This is a genomic window from Spirochaeta thermophila DSM 6578 (assembly GCF_000184345.1).
In the GTDB taxonomy this organism is placed as follows: Bacteria; Spirochaetota; Spirochaetia; order Winmispirales; family Winmispiraceae; genus Winmispira; species Winmispira thermophila.
This window is the reverse complement of sequence record NC_017583.1, coordinates 2,483,315-2,500,044: the sequence shown is the minus strand read 5'-3', so window position 1 is coordinate 2,500,044 and position 16,730 is coordinate 2,483,315. Positions and strand designations below refer to the sequence as shown.

At 62.1% G+C, this 16,730-nt stretch carries 17 protein-coding genes, 1 tRNA gene and 1 pseudogene; 9 read left to right on the top strand and 10 right to left on the bottom strand.

Annotated elements, in window-relative coordinates:
- Positions 1-38: 38 nt before the first annotated feature.
- The 4 genes from lptB to SPITH_RS11400 are packed head-to-tail and all read right to left on the bottom strand — an operon-like array spanning position 39 to position 3,579.
- Positions 39-770, bottom strand: coding sequence for an LPS export ABC transporter ATP-binding protein (gene lptB / locus SPITH_RS11415; protein WP_014625800.1), 732 nt, complete (start codon positions 768-770; stop codon positions 39-41).
- The gene (locus SPITH_RS11410; RefSeq protein WP_041624102.1) at positions 763-1,395 is read right to left on the bottom strand and encodes an LptA/OstA family protein; all 633 of its coding nucleotides are present in this window, start codon (positions 1,393-1,395) and stop codon (positions 763-765) included. Before SPITH_RS11410 ends, lptB begins: the two co-directional genes overlap by 8 nt.
- A gap of 10 nt (positions 1,396-1,405) precedes the next feature.
- Entirely contained in the window at positions 1,406-1,951 is a 546-nt protein-coding gene (gene lptC / locus SPITH_RS11405) for an LPS export ABC transporter periplasmic protein LptC (RefSeq protein WP_014625798.1), read from the bottom strand.
- A complete protein-coding gene (locus tag SPITH_RS11400; RefSeq protein WP_014625797.1) occupies positions 1,948-3,579 on the bottom strand; it encodes a CTP synthase in 1,632 nt (543 codons plus the stop codon). Before SPITH_RS11400 ends, lptC begins: the two co-directional genes overlap by 4 nt.
- Positions 3,580-3,699: 120 nt before the next feature.
- Here SPITH_RS11400 and SPITH_RS11395 point away from each other — a divergent pair, with 120 nt between their 5' ends.
- Positions 3,700-4,518, top strand: a complete 819-nt coding sequence (locus SPITH_RS11395) for a CheR family methyltransferase (RefSeq protein WP_014625796.1) — start codon at positions 3,700-3,702, stop codon at positions 4,516-4,518.
- A gap of 8 nt (positions 4,519-4,526) precedes the next feature.
- A complete protein-coding gene (locus SPITH_RS11390) occupies positions 4,527-5,723 on the top strand; it encodes a protein-glutamate methylesterase/protein-glutamine glutaminase (protein WP_014625795.1) in 1,197 nt (398 codons plus the stop codon).
- Here the strand turns inward: SPITH_RS11390 and SPITH_RS11385 are convergent.
- The gene (locus tag SPITH_RS11385) at positions 5,672-6,517 is read right to left on the bottom strand and encodes a TIGR00282 family metallophosphoesterase (RefSeq protein ID WP_014625794.1); all 846 of its coding nucleotides are present in this window, start codon (positions 6,515-6,517) and stop codon (positions 5,672-5,674) included. The two genes, SPITH_RS11390 and SPITH_RS11385, sit on opposite strands and share 52 nt — an antisense overlap.
- Before the next feature lie 125 nt (positions 6,518-6,642).
- On the opposite strand from SPITH_RS11385, the gene SPITH_RS11380 reads away from it, so the two are divergent.
- From SPITH_RS11380 to SPITH_RS11370, 3 genes and pseudogenes are all read left to right on the top strand, one after another.
- Complete coding sequence (locus SPITH_RS11380) at positions 6,643-7,155, top strand: ferritin-like domain-containing protein (protein WP_013314952.1); 513 nt, start codon at positions 6,643-6,645, stop codon at positions 7,153-7,155.
- 96 nt (positions 7,156-7,251) lie between these two features.
- Positions 7,252-8,495, top strand: a pseudogene (locus SPITH_RS11860) (IS256 family transposase).
- Between the two features lie 66 nt (positions 8,496-8,561).
- A tRNA-Leu gene (locus tag SPITH_RS11370) sits at positions 8,562-8,645 on the top strand.
- Positions 8,646-8,719: 74 nt separating this feature from the next.
- Here the strand turns inward: SPITH_RS11370 and SPITH_RS11365 are convergent.
- A complete protein-coding gene (locus SPITH_RS11365; protein WP_014625793.1) occupies positions 8,720-8,890 on the bottom strand; it encodes a DUF362 domain-containing protein in 171 nt (56 codons plus the stop codon).
- Between the two features lie 106 nt (positions 8,891-8,996).
- Here SPITH_RS11365 and SPITH_RS12860 point away from each other — a divergent pair, with 106 nt between their 5' ends.
- From SPITH_RS12860 to SPITH_RS11350, 3 genes are read left to right on the top strand one after another with little or no spacing between them, the layout of a single operon-like run.
- On the top strand, positions 8,997-10,043 hold the full coding sequence (locus SPITH_RS12860; protein ID WP_014625792.1) for a metallophosphoesterase family protein: 1,047 nt from the start codon (positions 8,997-8,999) through the stop codon (positions 10,041-10,043).
- A complete protein-coding gene (locus tag SPITH_RS11355) occupies positions 10,040-12,190 on the top strand; it encodes an ATP-binding protein (protein ID WP_014625791.1) in 2,151 nt (716 codons plus the stop codon). The genes SPITH_RS12860 and SPITH_RS11355 overlap by 4 nt, the downstream gene beginning before the upstream one ends.
- Entirely contained in the window at positions 12,183-12,557 is a 375-nt protein-coding gene (locus SPITH_RS11350; protein ID WP_245523399.1) for a NusG domain II-containing protein, read from the top strand. Before SPITH_RS11355 ends, SPITH_RS11350 begins: the two co-directional genes overlap by 8 nt.
- On the opposite strand, the gene SPITH_RS11345 is transcribed toward SPITH_RS11350, so the two are convergent.
- Together SPITH_RS11345 and SPITH_RS11340 are read right to left on the bottom strand one after the other, a co-directional pair.
- The gene (locus SPITH_RS11345) at positions 12,554-13,564 is read right to left on the bottom strand and encodes an FAD:protein FMN transferase (protein ID WP_014625789.1); all 1,011 of its coding nucleotides are present in this window, start codon (positions 13,562-13,564) and stop codon (positions 12,554-12,556) included. The two genes, SPITH_RS11350 and SPITH_RS11345, sit on opposite strands and share 4 nt — an antisense overlap.
- A gap of 39 nt (positions 13,565-13,603) precedes the next feature.
- Complete coding sequence (locus SPITH_RS11340) at positions 13,604-14,314, bottom strand: C40 family peptidase (RefSeq protein WP_014625788.1); 711 nt, start codon at positions 14,312-14,314, stop codon at positions 13,604-13,606.
- A gap of 84 nt (positions 14,315-14,398) precedes the next feature.
- Between SPITH_RS11340 and thrH the strand changes: the two genes are divergently transcribed.
- Complete coding sequence (gene thrH, locus SPITH_RS11335; protein ID WP_014625787.1) at positions 14,399-15,001, top strand: bifunctional phosphoserine phosphatase/homoserine phosphotransferase ThrH; 603 nt, start codon at positions 14,399-14,401, stop codon at positions 14,999-15,001.
- Here thrH and SPITH_RS11330 read toward each other — a convergent pair.
- On the bottom strand, positions 14,973-15,740 hold the full coding sequence (locus SPITH_RS11330; protein ID WP_014625786.1) for a ParA family protein: 768 nt from the start codon (positions 15,738-15,740) through the stop codon (positions 14,973-14,975). The genes thrH and SPITH_RS11330 overlap by 29 nt on opposite strands.
- 13 nt (positions 15,741-15,753) lie before the next feature.
- On the bottom strand, positions 15,754-16,713 hold the full coding sequence (locus SPITH_RS11325; protein WP_014625785.1) for a hypothetical protein: 960 nt from the start codon (positions 16,711-16,713) through the stop codon (positions 15,754-15,756).
- Between the last annotated feature and the right edge of the window lie 17 nt (positions 16,714-16,730).

Sequence of the window (16,730 nt, the reverse complement as noted above, 5' to 3'; positions counted from 1 at the left end):
TATTGGACCCGCCCGGTGCTTTGTCAACGGGGACGGGATCAGAGCTGGAAGTGTTCTCCCAGGTAGATACGACGGGCGATCTCGTTGTTCACGAGCTCTTCCCGGGACCCCTGCACGAGGATCTCCCCCAGGTTGATGATGTAGGACCGGTGGGTGATCTCGAGGGTGTCCCGTACGTTGTGATCGGTGATGAGTATGCCTATCCCCTTCTTTGAGAGCTGCGCGATGATCTGCTTGATCTCGTAGACGGCGATTGGATCTATCCCTGCGAAGGGTTCGTCGAGGAGGAGGAAGGCGGGCCTGATCGCAAGGGCCCGTGCGATCTCGGTCCTTCGCCTCTCTCCCCCCGAGAGGGTGTAGGCCTTCTGCTTCCGGATGTGGGTGATCCCCATCTCCGCAAGGAGTTCCTCGAGGGTCCTCTGTTTCTCCTCCCGGGTGAGGTCCTTCCTCGTCTCGAGGATGGCCCACACGTTCTCCTCGACTGTGAGGCGGCGAAAGATCGAGGGTTCCTGGGGGAGGTAGGAGATGCCCAGGCGTGCTCTCTTGTACATGGGGAGGCGGGAGATGTCGTGGAAGTCGAAGTAGACCCTCCCCTCGGTGGGGGTGAGGAATCCCACCACCATGTAGAAGATGGTGGTCTTGCCCGCCCCGTTTGGTCCCAGGAGGCCGACGACTTCCCCGGTGCGCATCTCGAAGGAAACGTCCTTCACCACGGTTTTCTTGCCGAAGCGCTTGACGAGACCATCCACGCCCAGGACGTGCTCACTCATGGGGTTCCTGTGCCTCCTCTTCCTCCTGAAGGATGGTTCCTTCTATCCTGCCTTCCATCTCCACCTCGTCGGTGTCGAGGTGGACGATGACCCGGGTGGCTCTGTACTCGTCGTGCTTCTTGTAGAGAACCGGAGAGCCCGAGAGGGTGAGGATCTCCTTGTCCCTGTCGTAGTGAGCGAACTCTCCCCTTCCGGTGATGTCCTCTTTGAATATCCGCACCCCGATCTGTATGAAGGCCTGTTGAGAGCGTTCGTCATAGTCCAGGATATGAGCCCGGATCACGGTGTTGTTCTTCTTGTCTTCGAGGAGGATGTTGCCCTCGATGTGCGTCTTCTCCGTCTCCCTGTCGTGGAACAGTCGTTCTGCCTGTATGTAGAGGCCGTCCTCGGGGTTCTGGAAGACTATTCCCCCGGTGCAGAGGACGTAGCGGAAATCGGGTCCGGAGAGCTCTATGGTCTCTGCCGTCATGATGCGGGCTCCGGAGACGACCTTTGCGTTGCCCTTGAGTATGGTCTTCTCCTTGCCCCGGGCGAGGGTGGCCGAGAGGGTGTCCGCGGAGAACGAGAACTCCTCGCCGACGAGGACCGAGACGGCGAGACACAGGAGACACATCACGGACCGCATGGTGGGGCCCCTACTCACCGTCCTCCTCCTGGGTGTACGTGCCTTGTGGATTGCCGGTGAACCGGAGGGAGAGGGTCCCGGCGTCCGCGGAGAAACCCGTGCCTCTGAGCCTGTAGTCCTCTCCCTGGATCTCCACCTCCACGCCAGGTGGGGCCGAGATCGAACGTTCCTTCTTCTTCCAGGTGAAGTCCGATCCCCGGATGGTGATGTCTTCCGTCCTGTCCTGTACCTCAACCTCCCCTTCGGTCTCGATGTCCTCGGTGTCCCGGTGGAACCGCGCGTGCGCAGCCCGGGCCTGTCTCACGACATTTCCCTCCCTGTCGAACTCCTGGAACAGGACCCCAGTGACCGCGAGGATCTGTGCGTCCCGATACTCTTCGGCCTTCTCCGCGGTCACGGAGAGGAGGAGCGCTCCGTCCTGTACCACACGGTGGGAAAGGTGTTCTATGGTCATGTTCGGGTATTCCCGGGTGCTCGGTTCCCACATGGCCTCCTCGTAGTTGAAGCTGCAGGAGAGAAGAAGGCCTGTGAGGAGGAGTGCGATCCGGATCCTCATTCGAAGAGCTCTTTCTGTTTCTTGGAGTGTTTGTAGTCGAGGGCCGCCCGGATGAAGCTCGAGAAGAGCGGGTGAGGGGCGAGGGGTTTGGACTTGAACTCCGGATGGAACTGGACTCCGATCCCCCAGGGATGTCCTTCCCATTCCACACCCTCCACCAGGTTGTTCGCCCTGTAGACCGCGGCGATGCGCATCCCCGAGGAGGAGAACTGCTCGCGATATTGATTGGAGAACTCGTAGCGGTGGCGGTGACGTTCCTGGATGGTCTCGACTCCGTAGAGAGATCTGAGGAGACTTCCAGGCATGAGTTCGGCCTCGTAGGCCCCCAGACGCATGGTGCCGCCCATCATGGTGATGTCCACTTGCTCCTCGAGGAGGCTCACCACCGGATGTGGGGTGGTGGGGGTGAACTCCGTGCTGTCGGCGTCTTTGAGCCCCAGGACGTTCCGGGCGAACTCTATCACCATGACCTGCATCCCGAGACAGATCCCGAGGTAGGGTATGTTCCTGGTGCGTGCATATTCGGCCGCCCTGATCATCCCCTCTATTCCCCGTTGTCCGAATCCCCCGGGCACGATGATGGCGTCCACGTCCTTGAAGGCGTTGTCGAGATCTTCGGTCTTTTCCAGGCTCTCGGCGTCGATCTTCTTGAGTACGACCCGCACCTCGTTTGCGACCCCACCGTGGTAGAGCGCCTCGTCCACCGACTTGTAGGCATCGCCCAGCTCGATGTACTTGCCCACGAATCCGATGGTCACGCTCTCCTTGGCGTTCACGAGGATGTCCACCACCTGTTCCCAGGCCGAGAGGTCGGGGGTCTTCACAGGGATGTCGAGTTTCTCCAGGATGATGGTATCGAGGTCCTGTTTGTGGAAACTGAGGGGGATCTCATAGATCGTGTGGGGCACGTCGTAGGCGGAGATCACGGCCCTGGGTTCCACGTTCGTGAACAGGGAGATCTTCTTCCTGAGGGGTTCATCGAGGGGCATGGGGGCGCGGCAGAGGAGGATGTCGGGTTGGATCCCGAGGCCGAGGAGTTCCTTCACCGAGTGCTGGGTGGGTTTGGTCTTGAGTTCGCCGCCCGAGACGAGGGGTACGAGGGTGAGGTGTACCGAGAGGGCGTTGCGATGTCCCTTCTCGTGTATGATCTGTCGTACGGCCTCCAGGAAGGGGAAGGATTCGATGTCGCCCACCGTGCCGCCTATCTCCACGATGGTCACGTCCACCCCTTCTTCGTCGCCTATGGCCTTGATGCGGTGTTTGATCCTGTCGGTGATGTGAGGAATCACCTGGACCGTCCGCCCGAGGAAACGGCCTTCCCTCTCCATCTGGATGACGTCCATGTAGATCTGACCGGTAGTGATGGAGTTCGCCCGGGAAAGGGGTGAGTTGGTGAACCGTGCGTAGTTGCCCAGGTCGAGATCGGTCTCGGCACCGTCGTCCGTGACGTAGACCTCGCCGTGCTGGTAGGGGCTCATGGTGCCTGCATCGACGTTCAGGTAGGGATCTATCTTTATCATGCGCACGGTGAGGCCCTGAAGTTCGAGTAGGGAGCCGATGGATGCTGCGGCGATACCTTTCCCCAGGCTCGAACACACGCCGCCGGTGACGAAGATGTATTTTCCCATATGAACTCCATGTGAAGAGGGGTCTTCCTGTAACTATTTCACACTCCGGTTTTTCGTGTCAATCGTTTGCTTGACACGGCATCATGCCTGTTCCTAGACTGTAAGGAGACGAGGTGATGAATGGCTTTCCTCTCGGAGGACCTGTTCGAGAAATTCAGGACGCTCGTGTACGAGGCGAGCGGGATATCCTTCACCGAGACCAATCGAGCCGTGCTCGAGAGCAGGGTGAAGGACAGGCTGCGCACGAGGGGGATCTCCACGCCCGAGGAGTACTACAGGGAGGTCTCCTCGAGCGAGGAGGAGCTCCGGGAGTTCCTGGATGTGGTGACCACCAATCTCACCCGCTTCTTCCGCAACCAGGGTCACTGGGAGACCTTCAGGCATGCGGTGATCCCCGATCTGGTGGAGCGGAAGCGGGCGCAGGGGGTGCGTTCCTTGTTGGTCTGGAGCGCGGGGTGTTCCACAGGGGAGGAGCCGTATACCATCGCCATGGTCCTCAGCGAGCACCTTCCTCCGGGGTTTTCATTCCTCGTGGTGGGATCGGATATAAGTCTGTCCTCTCTGCTGGTGGCGAAGGAGGGGTTCTACACGGATGCGAGGGTGGAGGGCGTGCCTGAGCACTACCTGGCCAAGTATTTCGAGAAGAAAGAGAACGGCTACAGGGTGCGCGACGAGCTGCGAACCCGCGTCCAGTTCGATTACCACAATCTCAAGCACCAGAGTGATCTCAGGGATGTGGACGTGGTCTTCTGTCGCAATGTGCTCATCTACTTCGACGAGGCGGCGCAGAAGGCGACGATCCAGGGCCTCTGGAACGTGATGGCCCCGTATTCCTACCTGTTCATCGGGCACTCGGAGTCCCTCTTCGGTATGAACACGGGCTTCGAGTTCGTGAAGACGGAGTGGGGGACGGTGTACAGGAAGAATGTGACCCAGTAGGAGGGGAGATGCAGGATCCGATCCGTGTGCTCATCGTGGACGACTCGGCGCTCATGCGGACCATGGTTTCGCGCATCCTGGAGGAGGCCCCGGACATGGAGGTGGTGGGCACTGCGATGCACGGGGGGTTCGCCCTGGAGAAGATCCCCCGACTCGACCCCGACGTGATCGTCCTCGACCTGGAGATGCCGAAGGTGGACGGGCTCGACTTTCTTCGAGAACGGAGGGAGCGCGGTATCGACATACCGGTGATCATCCTCTCCTCCCGGGCCAAGCGGGGAGCCCGCATCACCATGGAGGCGCTCTCCCTGGGGGCGAGCGATTTCATCACCAAGCCCTCGGGTGCGATCTCCCCGGACGTGCACCTGGTGGCGGATACCCTGAGGGAAATGATCAGGGGCTACGGGAGGAGGTACCGCCTTCTCAAGGGGCCGGCACGGGAGAGGGGTGGGAAGAGGGACCTGCCTCCGGCGGCGAAGGAGCGGCCTGAAGGTCCCGTCCTGCAGTCGCCCGGGAGATCCGCCCCGGTGCTTCCCCCGCAGGTCGTCGTCCCTCCCCGGAGGGTCGTCCCGCTCAGGAGGCCGGGGGTGCCGGAGGTGGTGGCCATCGGGGTCTCGACCGGAGGGCCGAGCGCCCTCAGGTCCCTCCTCGGTGCCCTCGGAGAGGGTTTCCCTCTTCCCCTCCTCATCGTCCAGCACATGCCCCCCGGGTTCACCAAGGAGTTCGCGGAGAGTCTCAATCGGATGTGCGCACTCACGGTGAAGGAGGCCGAGGAGGGTGACGAGGTGAGGAGGGGGATGGTCTTCATCGCGCCGGGGGACTTCCACATGATGGTGGAGGAGGAGGGGGGACGGAAGGTCGTCAGGCTCCTGGATGCCCCGCCGGTGAACGGACACAGGCCTTCGGTGGATGTGCTCTTCGAATCGGTGGCGAGGGTCTATGGAAACCGGAGCATCGCGGTGATCATGACGGGGATGGGGAGGGACGGTGCCCGTATGCTGGGCGAGGTCTTCCGGCAAGGAGGGATCACCATCGGCCAGGATGAGGAGACCTGTGTGGTGTACGGCATGCCACGGGCCGCTCACGAGATGGGGGTGCTCCACCTCCAGCTGCCCTTGGGGGAGATTCCCCTCGTGCTGGAGAAGCTGGCCCGTCAGAGTGCCTCGTCCGGAGGGGATGTCTCCGATTCCTCTTCCTCGTCCTGAAGGTGGGGGGGCGGGGGGCAAGGGATGTTGAGGCGTTCGAAGGAGACGGCCTTGCCGTTCTCGTCGGTTTCGAGAAGGACGCCGCAGAGTGCGAGGCCGTCCCAGGAGGTTTTCCCCTTCTGGGGGAGGGCGGTGAGGAACCGCCGTATCTCGGGCTGAGGATCAAGGCCTTGGACGCTCATCTGACTTCCGGTCCGTCCGGCGTCGCAGATCACGGCGGTGCCGCCCGGGAGGATGCGTTCGTCGGCGGTCTGGACGCGTGAGTTGGTGCCGAAGACCCCCGAGACCATGCCGTCGGCCATGAAGAACATGGTGTACTTCTCGGCTGTGGTGTGCGCGTGGAAGTCCACGATGATGTGGGGCGTGCTCTCCTTGAGCCGGGAGACGAGGGAGGGGAGGTAGGTGTAGGGGTTGCTTCCGTGGATCCTCGGGAATCCTGACTGTCCGATGAGGTTGATCACCCCCAGGGTTTTCCCTCCCTTGTGATAGGTGCGATACCCCCTCCCGGGTGCTGCGGGAGGGAAGTTCGCGGGCCTGAGGAGGTAGGAGCTCTTGGCGATGTGAGGGACCATGTCCTTCTTGAAGTAGATCCAGTCTCCCGAGGTGAGGACGTCGATCCCGAGCTTGTGGAGGTAGATGGAGTGGTTCTTCCCTATGCCCCATCCTCCGGTGGTCCCGTCGGCGTTCGCCACGATGAAGTCGGGGCTGAAGCGTTCCTTGAGTTCGGGGAGCAGGGTCTTCACGGTGTAGACCCCTTCCTTGCCCACGATCTCGCCGATGAAGAGTATTCTCATGAGGCCCCCTCCTCCGGAATGTGGCAAGCTTACAGGGGGAGGCGATCAAGATCAAGGCGCTTCCTTTTTATGGCTCGCTGTAGTATCATATCACCACACGGCAATGTTCCTAAAGGAGTGAAACCATGGGAGAAAAAGGCAAGGAAATCAGTCGGGTCGATGTGAACGAGCTCCTCGAGCTCCTCAATGCGGCGCTCGCCGAGGAGTGGCTCGCCTACTACCAGTACTGGGTGGGGGCCAGGGTGATGGAAGGTCCCATGCGGAGTGAGGTGGAGCCCGAACTGCTCACCCACGCGACCGAGGAATTGGGTCATGCGGAGCTCCTGGCGGGGAGGATCATCCAGCTCGGGGGAACTCCGTTGCTCTCGCCCTTCGAGTGGCAGAAGGTGGCGGGTTGTGACTACGCGGTTCCTTCCGATCCTTACATCGAGGAGATCCTCTCACAGAACCTCGAGGGGGAGCGGTGCGCGATCCGTCGCTACGAGCAGATCGCGGACTTCACCAACGGGAAGGATCACACCACCTACCAGATGGCGGTGCAGATCCTGAACGACGAGCTGGAGCACGAGCAGGATATCGAGGATTGGCTCAGGGACATCGAGCGGATGAAGGAGGAGCTGAAGAAGCTGAGGCTCTGACAGGGGGGACTGTAACATCGAGTGTTGAAAAAGGCGGGGAAAAAGATAAGGGGTATCTCCCACCCACCAACATCACACCTAAGGAGGAGATACCCCATGAAGCGCGGCAAGACACGCGCATTGACTGAAACACAGTATACCCTCTCTGCTCTGATGAAGCAAGTAGAGGCCCAACTCCGGGAGGAGGTGCGCCACACCTACAAGACGTACCTGGAACACCTCCTTGAGACGCTGAGAGAGGAGGCAGTAGGACGACCACGATATGCACGAGGGGAGGCTGAGAAGGCACCGTACTACCGGTACGGCTACAGGAAATGGAAGACCGTGCAGACCCCCTGGGGGCCGATCGAGGATGTACGCGTGCCCCGCATCCGCACCGGCGGGGGGAAGGAGGTGAAGCTGGTCGCCTATGAGCAGAGGCTCGTGGCCCTCGCCGAGCAGCTCCTTCTCGGGTATGTGGGAGGGATGAGCGCGCGGACGTGGGCCATCCTGTTACGGGAGCTGGGGATAGGCGAGGCTCACCCGCAGACACTCCTGCGGCTCATAAAGCGTCTTCGTGAGGAGAAGGAGCAGTGGCGGAGGAGGTCCCTTAGAGGAGTGAAGGCCCTTGTGCTGGATGGAGTGTGGGCAAAGAGGCGTGGGAGGGGTCAGAAGAAGCTGGTTGTCCTGAGTGCCGTGGGGGTGAAGGAGGACGGATCTCATGAGCTCCTCGACTGGGTCGTTGCGGAGCAGGAGGACCAGGCGAGCTACGAGCGACTCCTTACCAGGCTCTATGAGCGAGGGCTTCATGAGGTGGAGCTGGTGGTGGCCGATGAGGCTGAGGGGATCCGGCAGGCCGTGGAGACGGTGTATCCTGAGGCGAAGAAGCAGGTATGCCTCTGGCACCTGCAGGGTACGCTTGAGCAGAAGCTCCTGCAGGACATGGGGGAACGGAAGGGGAAGAACGCAGACCTCCAGAAGGAGAGGCGAGCTTTTCGAGCGGAGTACTGGAAGCTCTTTGAGGCAGGAGGGAAGGAGGACGCAGCACGTGCGTTGGAGGCATTCGTGAAGAAGTGGGCGGCGAAGGCTCCCCGGATGACGGCCTCCCTCCTGTGGCGGAAGGACCGGCTTTTCTCCTATCTGGAGTTACCCTATGAGTGGAAGGAGAAGGTGAGGACGAGCAACCTTGCGGAGAACATGTTTCGGCACATGAGAAGCTTTCTGCGGAGGTATCCTGGGTATATGAGTCGTGCCCATGCGGATGAGATGGTAGGCCTCTACGTGGTGGGCATGCAGGTGATACAAGAGGTGGGGAGACGCACCCCTACGGGCTCCAGCTCAATTTCAACACTCCTCCTTGACAGTGCCCTGACAGGGGGGCTGATTGACACCTGGGCGGGATTGTCGCATAATAGCATCCGCTGCATGCCCAGGTGGCGGAACTGGTAGACGCGCTAGATTCAGGATCTAGTGGGTGTAAACCCGTGGGGGTTCAAATCCCCCTCTGGGCAGACCCGTCCTCGAACGGACGGGTTTTTTCGTGCACGGAGGGAAAAAACGCTGCCCGGGGGGGCAGCGTCCTGGATCAGTTGCCGGGATGGATGGCTTCTGCGGGGCACACCTCTGCGCAGGAGCCGCAGTCGGTGCACTTGTCGGGGTCGATCACGTAGGGGTTCCCTTCGCTGATCGCCTCCACCGGGCATTCGGGAAGGCAGGTCCCGCAGGCCACGCAGTCATCGGTGATGACGTATGCCATGATCGCCTCCTGTGGGAGTGATATCAGGGTGACTATACTCCAACCGGAGGGAAGGATCAATGGAGAGGCGTTGATCGGTCCCCCCGGTGTGCGGTAGGCTCTGGGTATGGCACGGGTGAGGTTTCTTCATGCGGCGGACGTGCACGTGGCCCTCAGGGAGCGCGAGTACTGTCTCGAGGTGGTGGATGAAGTGGCCGAGGTGGCGAAGGATGCGGGTGTGGATTTCGTCGTGGTGCCGGGTGATCTCTTCGATTCCTTCGAGGATATGGCGGCCCTCTGGGGTGAGGTCTGGAGGAGGTTGTGCGGGGTGGGGGTGCCGGTCTACTACTGTGTGGGGAACCATGAGTTCCTCAAGAAGGGTGCGCACGAGTTCTCGGAGTTCTCCACGCCCGAGGGGCTCTTCTGGTCGTTCGATGGAGTGGGGGTATGGGAGGGGGAGGGATACGAGGTGGTGGGGGTGCCCTACCGGCGGGAGGGGTACGAGGGGGGTGGGGGGCTCGCACGGAAGAGGGGGGTGAGGGTGGTGATGGCCCACGGTACGGTCCAGGATGCCTTCTGGTTCTCGAGCGAGGAGGATCCTGCGATCCTCGATCCGGTGTTCCTGAGGGATTTCGAGCCTGACTATGTGGCGCTGGGGCACATTCACCGGGAGTGTGAGGTGCGGTTCGGGGATGTGGTCTTCAGGTATGCGGGGTCGGCGCGGGTGTGGAGGGAGGGGGAAGAGGGGCCTCGGAGGGTGCTCGTGGTCGAGGCGGGCGAAGGGGGGGTGCGGGTGGAGTCTGTGGCGCTGGAACGGGCGGGTCGGTTTCGGGTTACTGAGGTGGTCTTCGGGGTGGAGCGGGTTGAGGAGGAGGAGGGGTTCTGGGACGGTGTGGGGCCGTACGATCGGGTGCATGTGGTGCTCAGGGGGGTGGTGGATGGGTTGGATCGGGTGGAGTCCTGGAAACGGGGGCTCCTCGAGAGATATGGCGACAGGGTGCGTACGATCACCTTCGAGGAGGAGGTGGCGGCCTTGAGGGTTCTCTCTTCCCATCGGTTCGTACAGATGTTCCTGGAGGAGATGGAGCGGTCCCGAGGGGGGTGTGAGGAGCGGGTCTGGAGGGATGCCCTCCGCCTCGGGCTTCTGCGGATACGAGAGGAGATCGAGCGATGAGGCTCAGGGGGATAAGGCTGATCGGGTTCGGAAAGTTCTCGGAGGTACGGTTCGAGCTGGGGCCGGTGACGGTGTTCCACGGGCCCAACGAGGCGGGGAAGTCCACGGTGTGCGATGCGCTCTACGATCTCATCGCCTCGGGCAGGAAGGATCTCGACCGCTATGGGAGGGCGGGGGAGCGGAGGGTGGAGGGGGAGTGGGTGGGAGAGGAGTGGCATGTTCCCGCTTCTCTGTTCTCCGAGGTGTTTGCGATACGTTCCGGCAGGGTGGAGGTGGATTTCTCGAGTCAGCGGGGGGCGGCCCAGTTCATCCAGGAGCAGCTGTTCGCAGGGGGGGTGAACCTGGAACGGTTGATCTCGGAGGTGGAGAAGGCGGGGAGGGAGGAGGGGCGCGAGACGGTGCAGATGAGGGAACGGAGGGAGGTGAGGGCGCGACTCGCCGAGGTGGATGCGCAGATCCGGAGGTGGGAGGAGCGGCTTTCGGGGAGGGAGGTGGTGTGGGGGGAGCTCCGGCGTAGGGAGGAGCGGCTTGGGGCGCTTGAGCGGGAGCGGCGCGGGGTGGAGGAGCGTGAACGGGAGCTGGATCGGCGGATTCAGGAGCAGGAGGAGTGGCGCCGGTTGAGGGAGCTGGAACAGGCGTGGGAGAGGGTGCGGCGGGTGAGGGAGATCAAGGAGGAGGTGGGACGGTTGAGGGTGGTGTGTGGTGAGGGTGTCCGGCAGGAGGGGGAGGCCTTGCGGCGTGAGTGGGATGCGTGCAGGGAGGAGGTGCGACGGCTGGGTGAGGAGGTGGAGCTCCGAAGGGTGGATCTCCGCAGGGCCGAGGAGGTGTTGGCGGGGGTGGAGGAGAGGGTGAGGGGGCGCGAGGAGAAGGAGAGGGTGTTGGTGACGGGGGAGGGATGGCGCCGGAGGGGGATGTGGATGATGGTGGCGGGGGGAGTGGGTATGTGTGTGGGGGTGGGGATGGCAGGATGGCTGGGATGGGTGGGTGCGGGGGTGGGGGTGGCGGTGGCGGGGCTCGGGGGGATGGTGGTGGGGTTGGTGTGGCGGGTGCGGGGTACGGGGATGGTGCGGCGGGTGGTGGGTGAGGGGAGGTTGAGGGAGGCCTGGGCACGGTGGAGGGCCGAGGGGGAGGGGGTGCGGCGTGAGTGGGAGGTGTGGAGGGAGGAGGTGCGACGGCTGGGTGAGGAGGTGGGAGGGGTGGAGAGGGGGTGGGTGGAGGCGCGGAGGAGGGAGGAGGAGGCCGGCCGGCGGTTGCGGGAGTGGCTGGGGCGGGTGGGGGTTCGCACCTGGGAGGAGTACGGCGCAGAGGTGGCGCGGTATCGGGAGGTGGTGCGTAGTCTTGAGGCCGAGGAGGGCTGGGTGAGGAGGGCGATGGAGCGGAGCGGAAAGACCTCCCTGGTGGATTTGGAACGGTATATCGCCATGGAGAGGGATGGCTGTAGGCTCAGGCTCCGGGGGGAGGAGCTCACGGAGGAGGAGCGGATCGTCCTCCGGAACGAACGGGAAGATCTCCGGAAGGTTCGAGAGGGGCTCGATCGTGAGTACGAGCATGTCCTCGAAGAGGTGGCGAGGCTCAAGGGGCGGATGGGGAACTACAGTGAGGCCATGGAAGAGCTCTTCCGTCTGAGGGGGGAGCGGGAACGTCTCATCCGGGAGCTCTCCCGTCTGGAGGCCGAGAAATCCGCCTACGCCCTTCTCACGGAGGTGTTCTCCCGTCTTCGTGAGCGGATGGCGGAGGACTTCGCCGGGCTCGTTTCCAGGGTGAGGCCCTACTACGAGATGATCACCGGGGGTGGGGAACGGGAGGTGATGCTCGACGCGGTCTCTCTGAAGGGGATCCGGGCCATGGACGCCCAGGGAATACCGAGGGAGTTGCCTCAGCTCTCAAAGGGGACCATGGGGGCCTTCTATCTCGGTTGTCGGCTCGCCATGGCCGAACTCTCTGAGACACCGGGGGTGATCGTGCTCGACGAGGCCTTCGAGTCCCTGGACCCTTCTCGGAGACGGGGTGCGGTTCGGGCGCTCCATCGTCTGGTGGACAAGGGATGGCAGATCTGCCTCTTCACGAGCTTCCCTGATGTGGTTTCCGTGGTGAGAGAGGAATTCCCGAATGCACGGATCCACGATCTCGGGGGTGATCATGCGTAGATCCATGGGAATCGGTGACTGGGTGATCATCGTGTTCGCTCTCTTCGCACTTACAGGTGTGCTCGCCGCGGCCTATACCCGTCCGATGGGGCCCCTCGTGGTGCGGGTGGAAAGCGAGGGGGGAGTCTTCCTCTATCCTCTCGACGAGGACAGGACCCTGGAGGTGGAAGGTCCTCTCGGACCTGAGAAAGTGATCATCCGGAACGGGGCGGTGTGGATTGAAGAGGCGCCGTGTCCCGACAAGCTCTGTATTGCCATGGGGAGGATATCCTCGCCGGGTCAGTGGATCGCCTGTCTTCCCAACCGGATATTCGTCATGGTGGAGGGGAGGAAGGGCTCTTCCCCGGTGGACGGGACCACCTTTTAGGGAAGTCTCTCGAGCGAGTAGGTCTCGGCGGTGAGGGTGAAGGCCCCTTCGAGTCCTGGGGTCATCCATATGGTGTGATCCTCTCCTATGAAGAGGGCTTCGGCCTCAGGATGCTGTTCGCGCAGATAGGCATGGCCCCTTTCCATCCCGAGGACGAAGAGTGTGGTGGAAAGGGCATCGGCATCGATCCCCTTGGGATGCACCACGGTGACGCTCAGGAGGCCGGTCCTCGCCGGATATCCGGTGGAAGGATCGAGAAGGTGGTGGTAGCGTACCCCGTCCTGCATGAAGAAGCGTTCGTAGACGCCGGAGGTCACCACCGCCTTGTTCCTCACCCTGAGGATCCCCACGTAGCTCCCTTTCGGACCTTCCGGATCCTGGATCCCTATCCTCCAGGGTGTGCCGTCGGGCCGGCTCCCCACCGCGAAGATGTTCCCTCCGAGGTCCACGATGGCCGACCGTACTCCCCTTGCCGTGAAGAGCGAGGCGAGTTCATCGCTCGCATACCCCTTCACGATGGCCCCGAGGTCGAGCCTGGTCTCGGGGTTCCCGACTACGACCGCATCTCCGTTCAGTGAGACGGCTCGGTAGTCGATGGTGGCGAGGGCATGGTCGATCTCCTCCGGCGAAGGGATATGTGCCCGGTCGGTCCCGATGGCCCACACGTTCACCAGGGCCCCTATCGCGGGATCGAAGGCCCCCCCAGAGGTGCGAGCATAGTCGAGGGCCCGTGAGAGTACGACGGCGGTCTCCGGTGACACGGTGGTGGGCCTTCCTCCACCGTGATTGACCTTCCAGATATCACTCCCTTCTATGGAGGGTGAGAAGGTGGCTTCGATGGAGGAGAGGAGGGAGAAGGCCTCATCGAGGATCTTCTCGTCCTTGTGGTCGAAGATCCTCACCGAGCAGACGGTGCCGAGGGCGAAATCGGTCCTCGTGAGAGGTTCTCCCTGCCGACACGAAAGGAGGAGGAGGACGGCGAAGGGGAGGGCAATGGCTCGTTTCATGCGGCCCACTCTAGCAAAGAGTGTTCCCTGGGGCAAGGGTCAGTTCGTATAGAGGTAGGCCCGGCCGAAGTCCCTCACGAGGTGGCTCGCGAGCCACTTTCCGTTCGCGGCGGGACTCCCTCTCATCCTCATGGGGCTGTTGACCACTACGATCTTCCCCCCCTTCTCCGTGGTGTAGGTGTCGGGATCGTAGAGGTTCATGTATTCGAGGACGATACCCCGCCGGTAGTTGTGGTGGATGTATACCACGGTGCCGTCGGAGTGGGATTCGACCACCATCCCCACGTGGGTGAGCGGATCGTTCATCCTCCCGTCTCCGTTCGCGTCATAGGTGTCGTCCCAGAAGATGAGGTCGCCCGGTTGAGGGGTCCGGGTGAAGTAGAGAAGGCCGTGCGACTTCATGGTGAGATAGAGACGGCGTACCCCGTTGCCTTCGTGGCGGAAAAACTCGGTGGACAGGTCGATGCCTGCCGCATAGTAGACGGCGAGGACCACGCCGGTGCAGTCCATGGTGAAAGCTCTGCCGTTCACGACGAGGCGTTCCCTTCCCACGAGCCTCCGGGCTTCTTCGACGAGACGTCGTTGCAGTTCGGAGAGGGAAGGTCCCCGCCCGTCGGGGTAGGAGGAGGAGAGAGACCGCGGCCTGTGGTCGGGCCAGGCGGACTGTCCCTCGGGGAGGGTCGTGCATGCCGAGAACAGCAGTACCTCCACGAGGAGAGCTGCGGAGAGGTTGTGCAGCCGTATGCGCATCGGGCACCTCCGAATCTACTATACAGTAATTCTTCGGATTGTTCAGGGTTCACACGGAGTCCGGTTACGTGCTATATAACGGCCATGCATATGGTGTGTCTCGATCTGGAGGGTGTGCTCTTCCCGGAGATCTGGATCGCCGTGGCCGAAACCACGGGGATCGCCGATCTCAAGCTCACCACCAGGGATGTGAGCGATTACGACGTCCTCATGAAGCATAGGATCTCGGTCCTCAGGGAACACGGACTGAGACTCCCGGACATCCAGCGGATCATCTCGTCCATGAGACCGCTCGAGGGCGCCCCTGAGTTCCTCGAGGCCCTCCGGGAGAGGACCCAGGTGATCGTGCTCTCGGACACCTTCACCGAGTTCGCCAGGCCCGTGATGCGGATGCTGGGATGGCCCACGATCTTCTGCAACGAGCTCGTCGTGGACGAAGAGGGGTTCATCTCGGGATACCGGCTCCGGCAAGAGGACGGCAAGCGTCGGGCGGTGGAAGCGCTCAGAGGCCTCAACTTCGATGTGTACGCGGCCGGGGATTCCTATAACGATCTCTCCATGCTGAAGGCCGCCTCGAGGGGATTCCTCTTCCGCCCTCCCGAGAGGATCGCACGGGAACATCCGGAGCTGGAGGTGGCCGCCTCCTATGAGGAGCTTCTCAGGTTCCTCGATCCGTATCTCGGATGAGGCCGACGTTCCTCTTCAATTCCTCCCAGAGTCGCAGGAAGGCGAGGGACGCCGTGGTGGTGCGGGAGAAGGCGGGGAGGGGTTTCCTCCTCTTCCCCATCTCCTCCACCACCGAGGCCTGGGGTATCCATGCGGAGAGGAACTCGGGGAGACGGGAGTACTCCTCAAGCGTGGTGCGGTGGATCTTCTTTCTCCTGTCCACCATGTTGAAGAAGGGAAGGATCTTCTCCGCGGGGAGGTCGTGCTCGGAGAAGAAGGCGCTTATCTGGAGGTAGGCGCGAAGGGAGAGCGGGGTGGGTACGAGGGGGAGGAGGATGCGATCCGAGGCAGAGAAGAGGTTCTCGGAGAGGAGGGAGAGTCCGGGAGGTGCGTCCAAGAGGACGAGATCGTAGCGATCCCCTATCTTCTCGAGCTGTTCGTGGATGCGCTCCCGTGAGCGTTTCATCTCGTCCAGGAGGATGGTGACGTTCCTGAGCGAGAGGTCTGCGGGGAGGAGGAAGAGGTCACGATAGGGGGTGGGGATCACGGCGTCGAGGAGTGCGCTCTTCTTCGAGAGGATCTTCCTGGGGCTCCGGGCGAGTTCCGTCTGTTCCGTGAGATAGAAGGTGGCCCCGCCCTGGGGATCGAGGTCCCACAGGAGGGTGGTGTACCCATCCCGAGCGGCGAGAAACGCGAGGTTGACCGCACAGGTGGTCTTCCCCACTCCTCCCTTCACGTTATAGACGCTCACCACTTTCATGAGTTCCCCCTTTTCAATGAATCCAGAACTGGGCCCGTATCCGTTCGCAGACATCCAACGCCTGCCGGTATGATCCCCCATGGGAGAGTGTGAAGACGTTCCCCTCGCAGAGCCTTCCCCCCTCCTCGTACTGGACGAGGGGGTAGGAGATGAGTCCCCTGATCTCCTTTTCCTCGAATCCGTGACGGAGGAGATAGCGGGCGAACGAGATCTCTTCGAGGGGCACGGGCCTGTCCTTCTCTGCGTAGAGATACCCCTGGGCATCGAGAATCTGCTCGAAGGGGCTCTTCGAAAAGTGGATCACCCTGCTGAGCGGCATGCCTTGTTTGAGGAGACCCGCACCCTGGAGACGCTCCTGCACCTTCTTGAACAGGAGTGCGAGCTGGTCGTAGGTGTAGGAGGTCCTGAAGAGCATCACGGCGATGTCGGTGTTCCTGGTGTTCTTGTGGAGGAGTGCGGGTATGTCGTAGTTGACGATGAAGAGGTCGTTGTACCGTTTGATTGTCTGTTCGAGGACCGTGAGGACGTCCTGTTCGGGGACCCAGAGCTGGAAGAGTTCCTCGGGACTCATGTGGAGTTCCCTCAGGGCCTCGAAGGCCCCGACGATGTGTGCCTCATCGAAGGGAATGCCGAAGTGGGCGCTGAACCGCTGCCGCATGTAGGGGGTGAAGACCCGTTTCCCGTAGGTGGCGAAGATGAGCTTCACCCGATAGTGCTGCTCCACGATGTGGCGGGAGGAGATGAACTCCCCGGGAATGTTCGCCATGTAGACGAGGTGGAGCTTCTTCTTGTAGTCCGGTGTGGAGGTGATGACCTTGAGAGCCGTACTCTCCACCACCACCCCGTTGGATTCAGGTCTGAGGTAGAGGAAGATGTCCTGTTCCTCCGGGTTCTCGGAGGGACCCCGATAGGGGACGAGGACGCTCGGGAGGGATGAGGTGAAGAGTTCCCGTGCTCTCGTGGTCTCGGTCATGTGCTCCTGCTATTAAG

Coding starts and splice junctions, on each gene's coding strand:
- lptB (WP_014625800.1), bottom strand. CDS start 770: ATGAGTGAGCACGTCCTGGGCGTGGATGGTCTCGTCAAGCGCTTCGGC.
- SPITH_RS11410 (WP_041624102.1), bottom strand. CDS start 1,395: ATGCGGTCCGTGATGTGTCTCCTGTGTCTCGCCGTCTCGGTCCTCGTC.
- lptC (WP_014625798.1), bottom strand. CDS start 1,951: ATGAGGATCCGGATCGCACTCCTCCTCACAGGCCTTCTTCTCTCCTGC.
- SPITH_RS11400 (WP_014625797.1), bottom strand. CDS start 3,579: ATGGGAAAATACATCTTCGTCACCGGCGGCGTGTGTTCGAGCCTGGGG.
- SPITH_RS11395 (WP_014625796.1), top strand. CDS start 3,700: ATGGCTTTCCTCTCGGAGGACCTGTTCGAGAAATTCAGGACGCTCGTG.
- SPITH_RS11390 (WP_014625795.1), top strand. CDS start 4,527: ATGCAGGATCCGATCCGTGTGCTCATCGTGGACGACTCGGCGCTCATG.
- SPITH_RS11385 (WP_014625794.1), bottom strand. CDS start 6,517: ATGAGAATACTCTTCATCGGCGAGATCGTGGGCAAGGAAGGGGTCTAC.
- SPITH_RS11380 (WP_013314952.1), top strand. CDS start 6,643: ATGGGAGAAAAAGGCAAGGAAATCAGTCGGGTCGATGTGAACGAGCTC.
- SPITH_RS11365 (WP_014625793.1), bottom strand. CDS start 8,890: ATGGCATACGTCATCACCGATGACTGCGTGGCCTGCGGGACCTGCCTT.
- SPITH_RS12860 (WP_014625792.1), top strand. CDS start 8,997: ATGGCACGGGTGAGGTTTCTTCATGCGGCGGACGTGCACGTGGCCCTC.
- SPITH_RS11355 (WP_014625791.1), top strand. CDS start 10,040: ATGAGGCTCAGGGGGATAAGGCTGATCGGGTTCGGAAAGTTCTCGGAG.
- SPITH_RS11350 (WP_245523399.1), top strand. CDS start 12,183: ATGCGTAGATCCATGGGAATCGGTGACTGGGTGATCATCGTGTTCGCT.
- SPITH_RS11345 (WP_014625789.1), bottom strand. CDS start 13,564: ATGAAACGAGCCATTGCCCTCCCCTTCGCCGTCCTCCTCCTCCTTTCG.
- SPITH_RS11340 (WP_014625788.1), bottom strand. CDS start 14,314: ATGCGCATACGGCTGCACAACCTCTCCGCAGCTCTCCTCGTGGAGGTA.
- thrH (WP_014625787.1), top strand. CDS start 14,399: ATGCATATGGTGTGTCTCGATCTGGAGGGTGTGCTCTTCCCGGAGATC.
- SPITH_RS11330 (WP_014625786.1), bottom strand. CDS start 15,740: ATGAAAGTGGTGAGCGTCTATAACGTGAAGGGAGGAGTGGGGAAGACC.
- SPITH_RS11325 (WP_014625785.1), bottom strand. CDS start 16,713: ATGACCGAGACCACGAGAGCACGGGAACTCTTCACCTCATCCCTCCCG.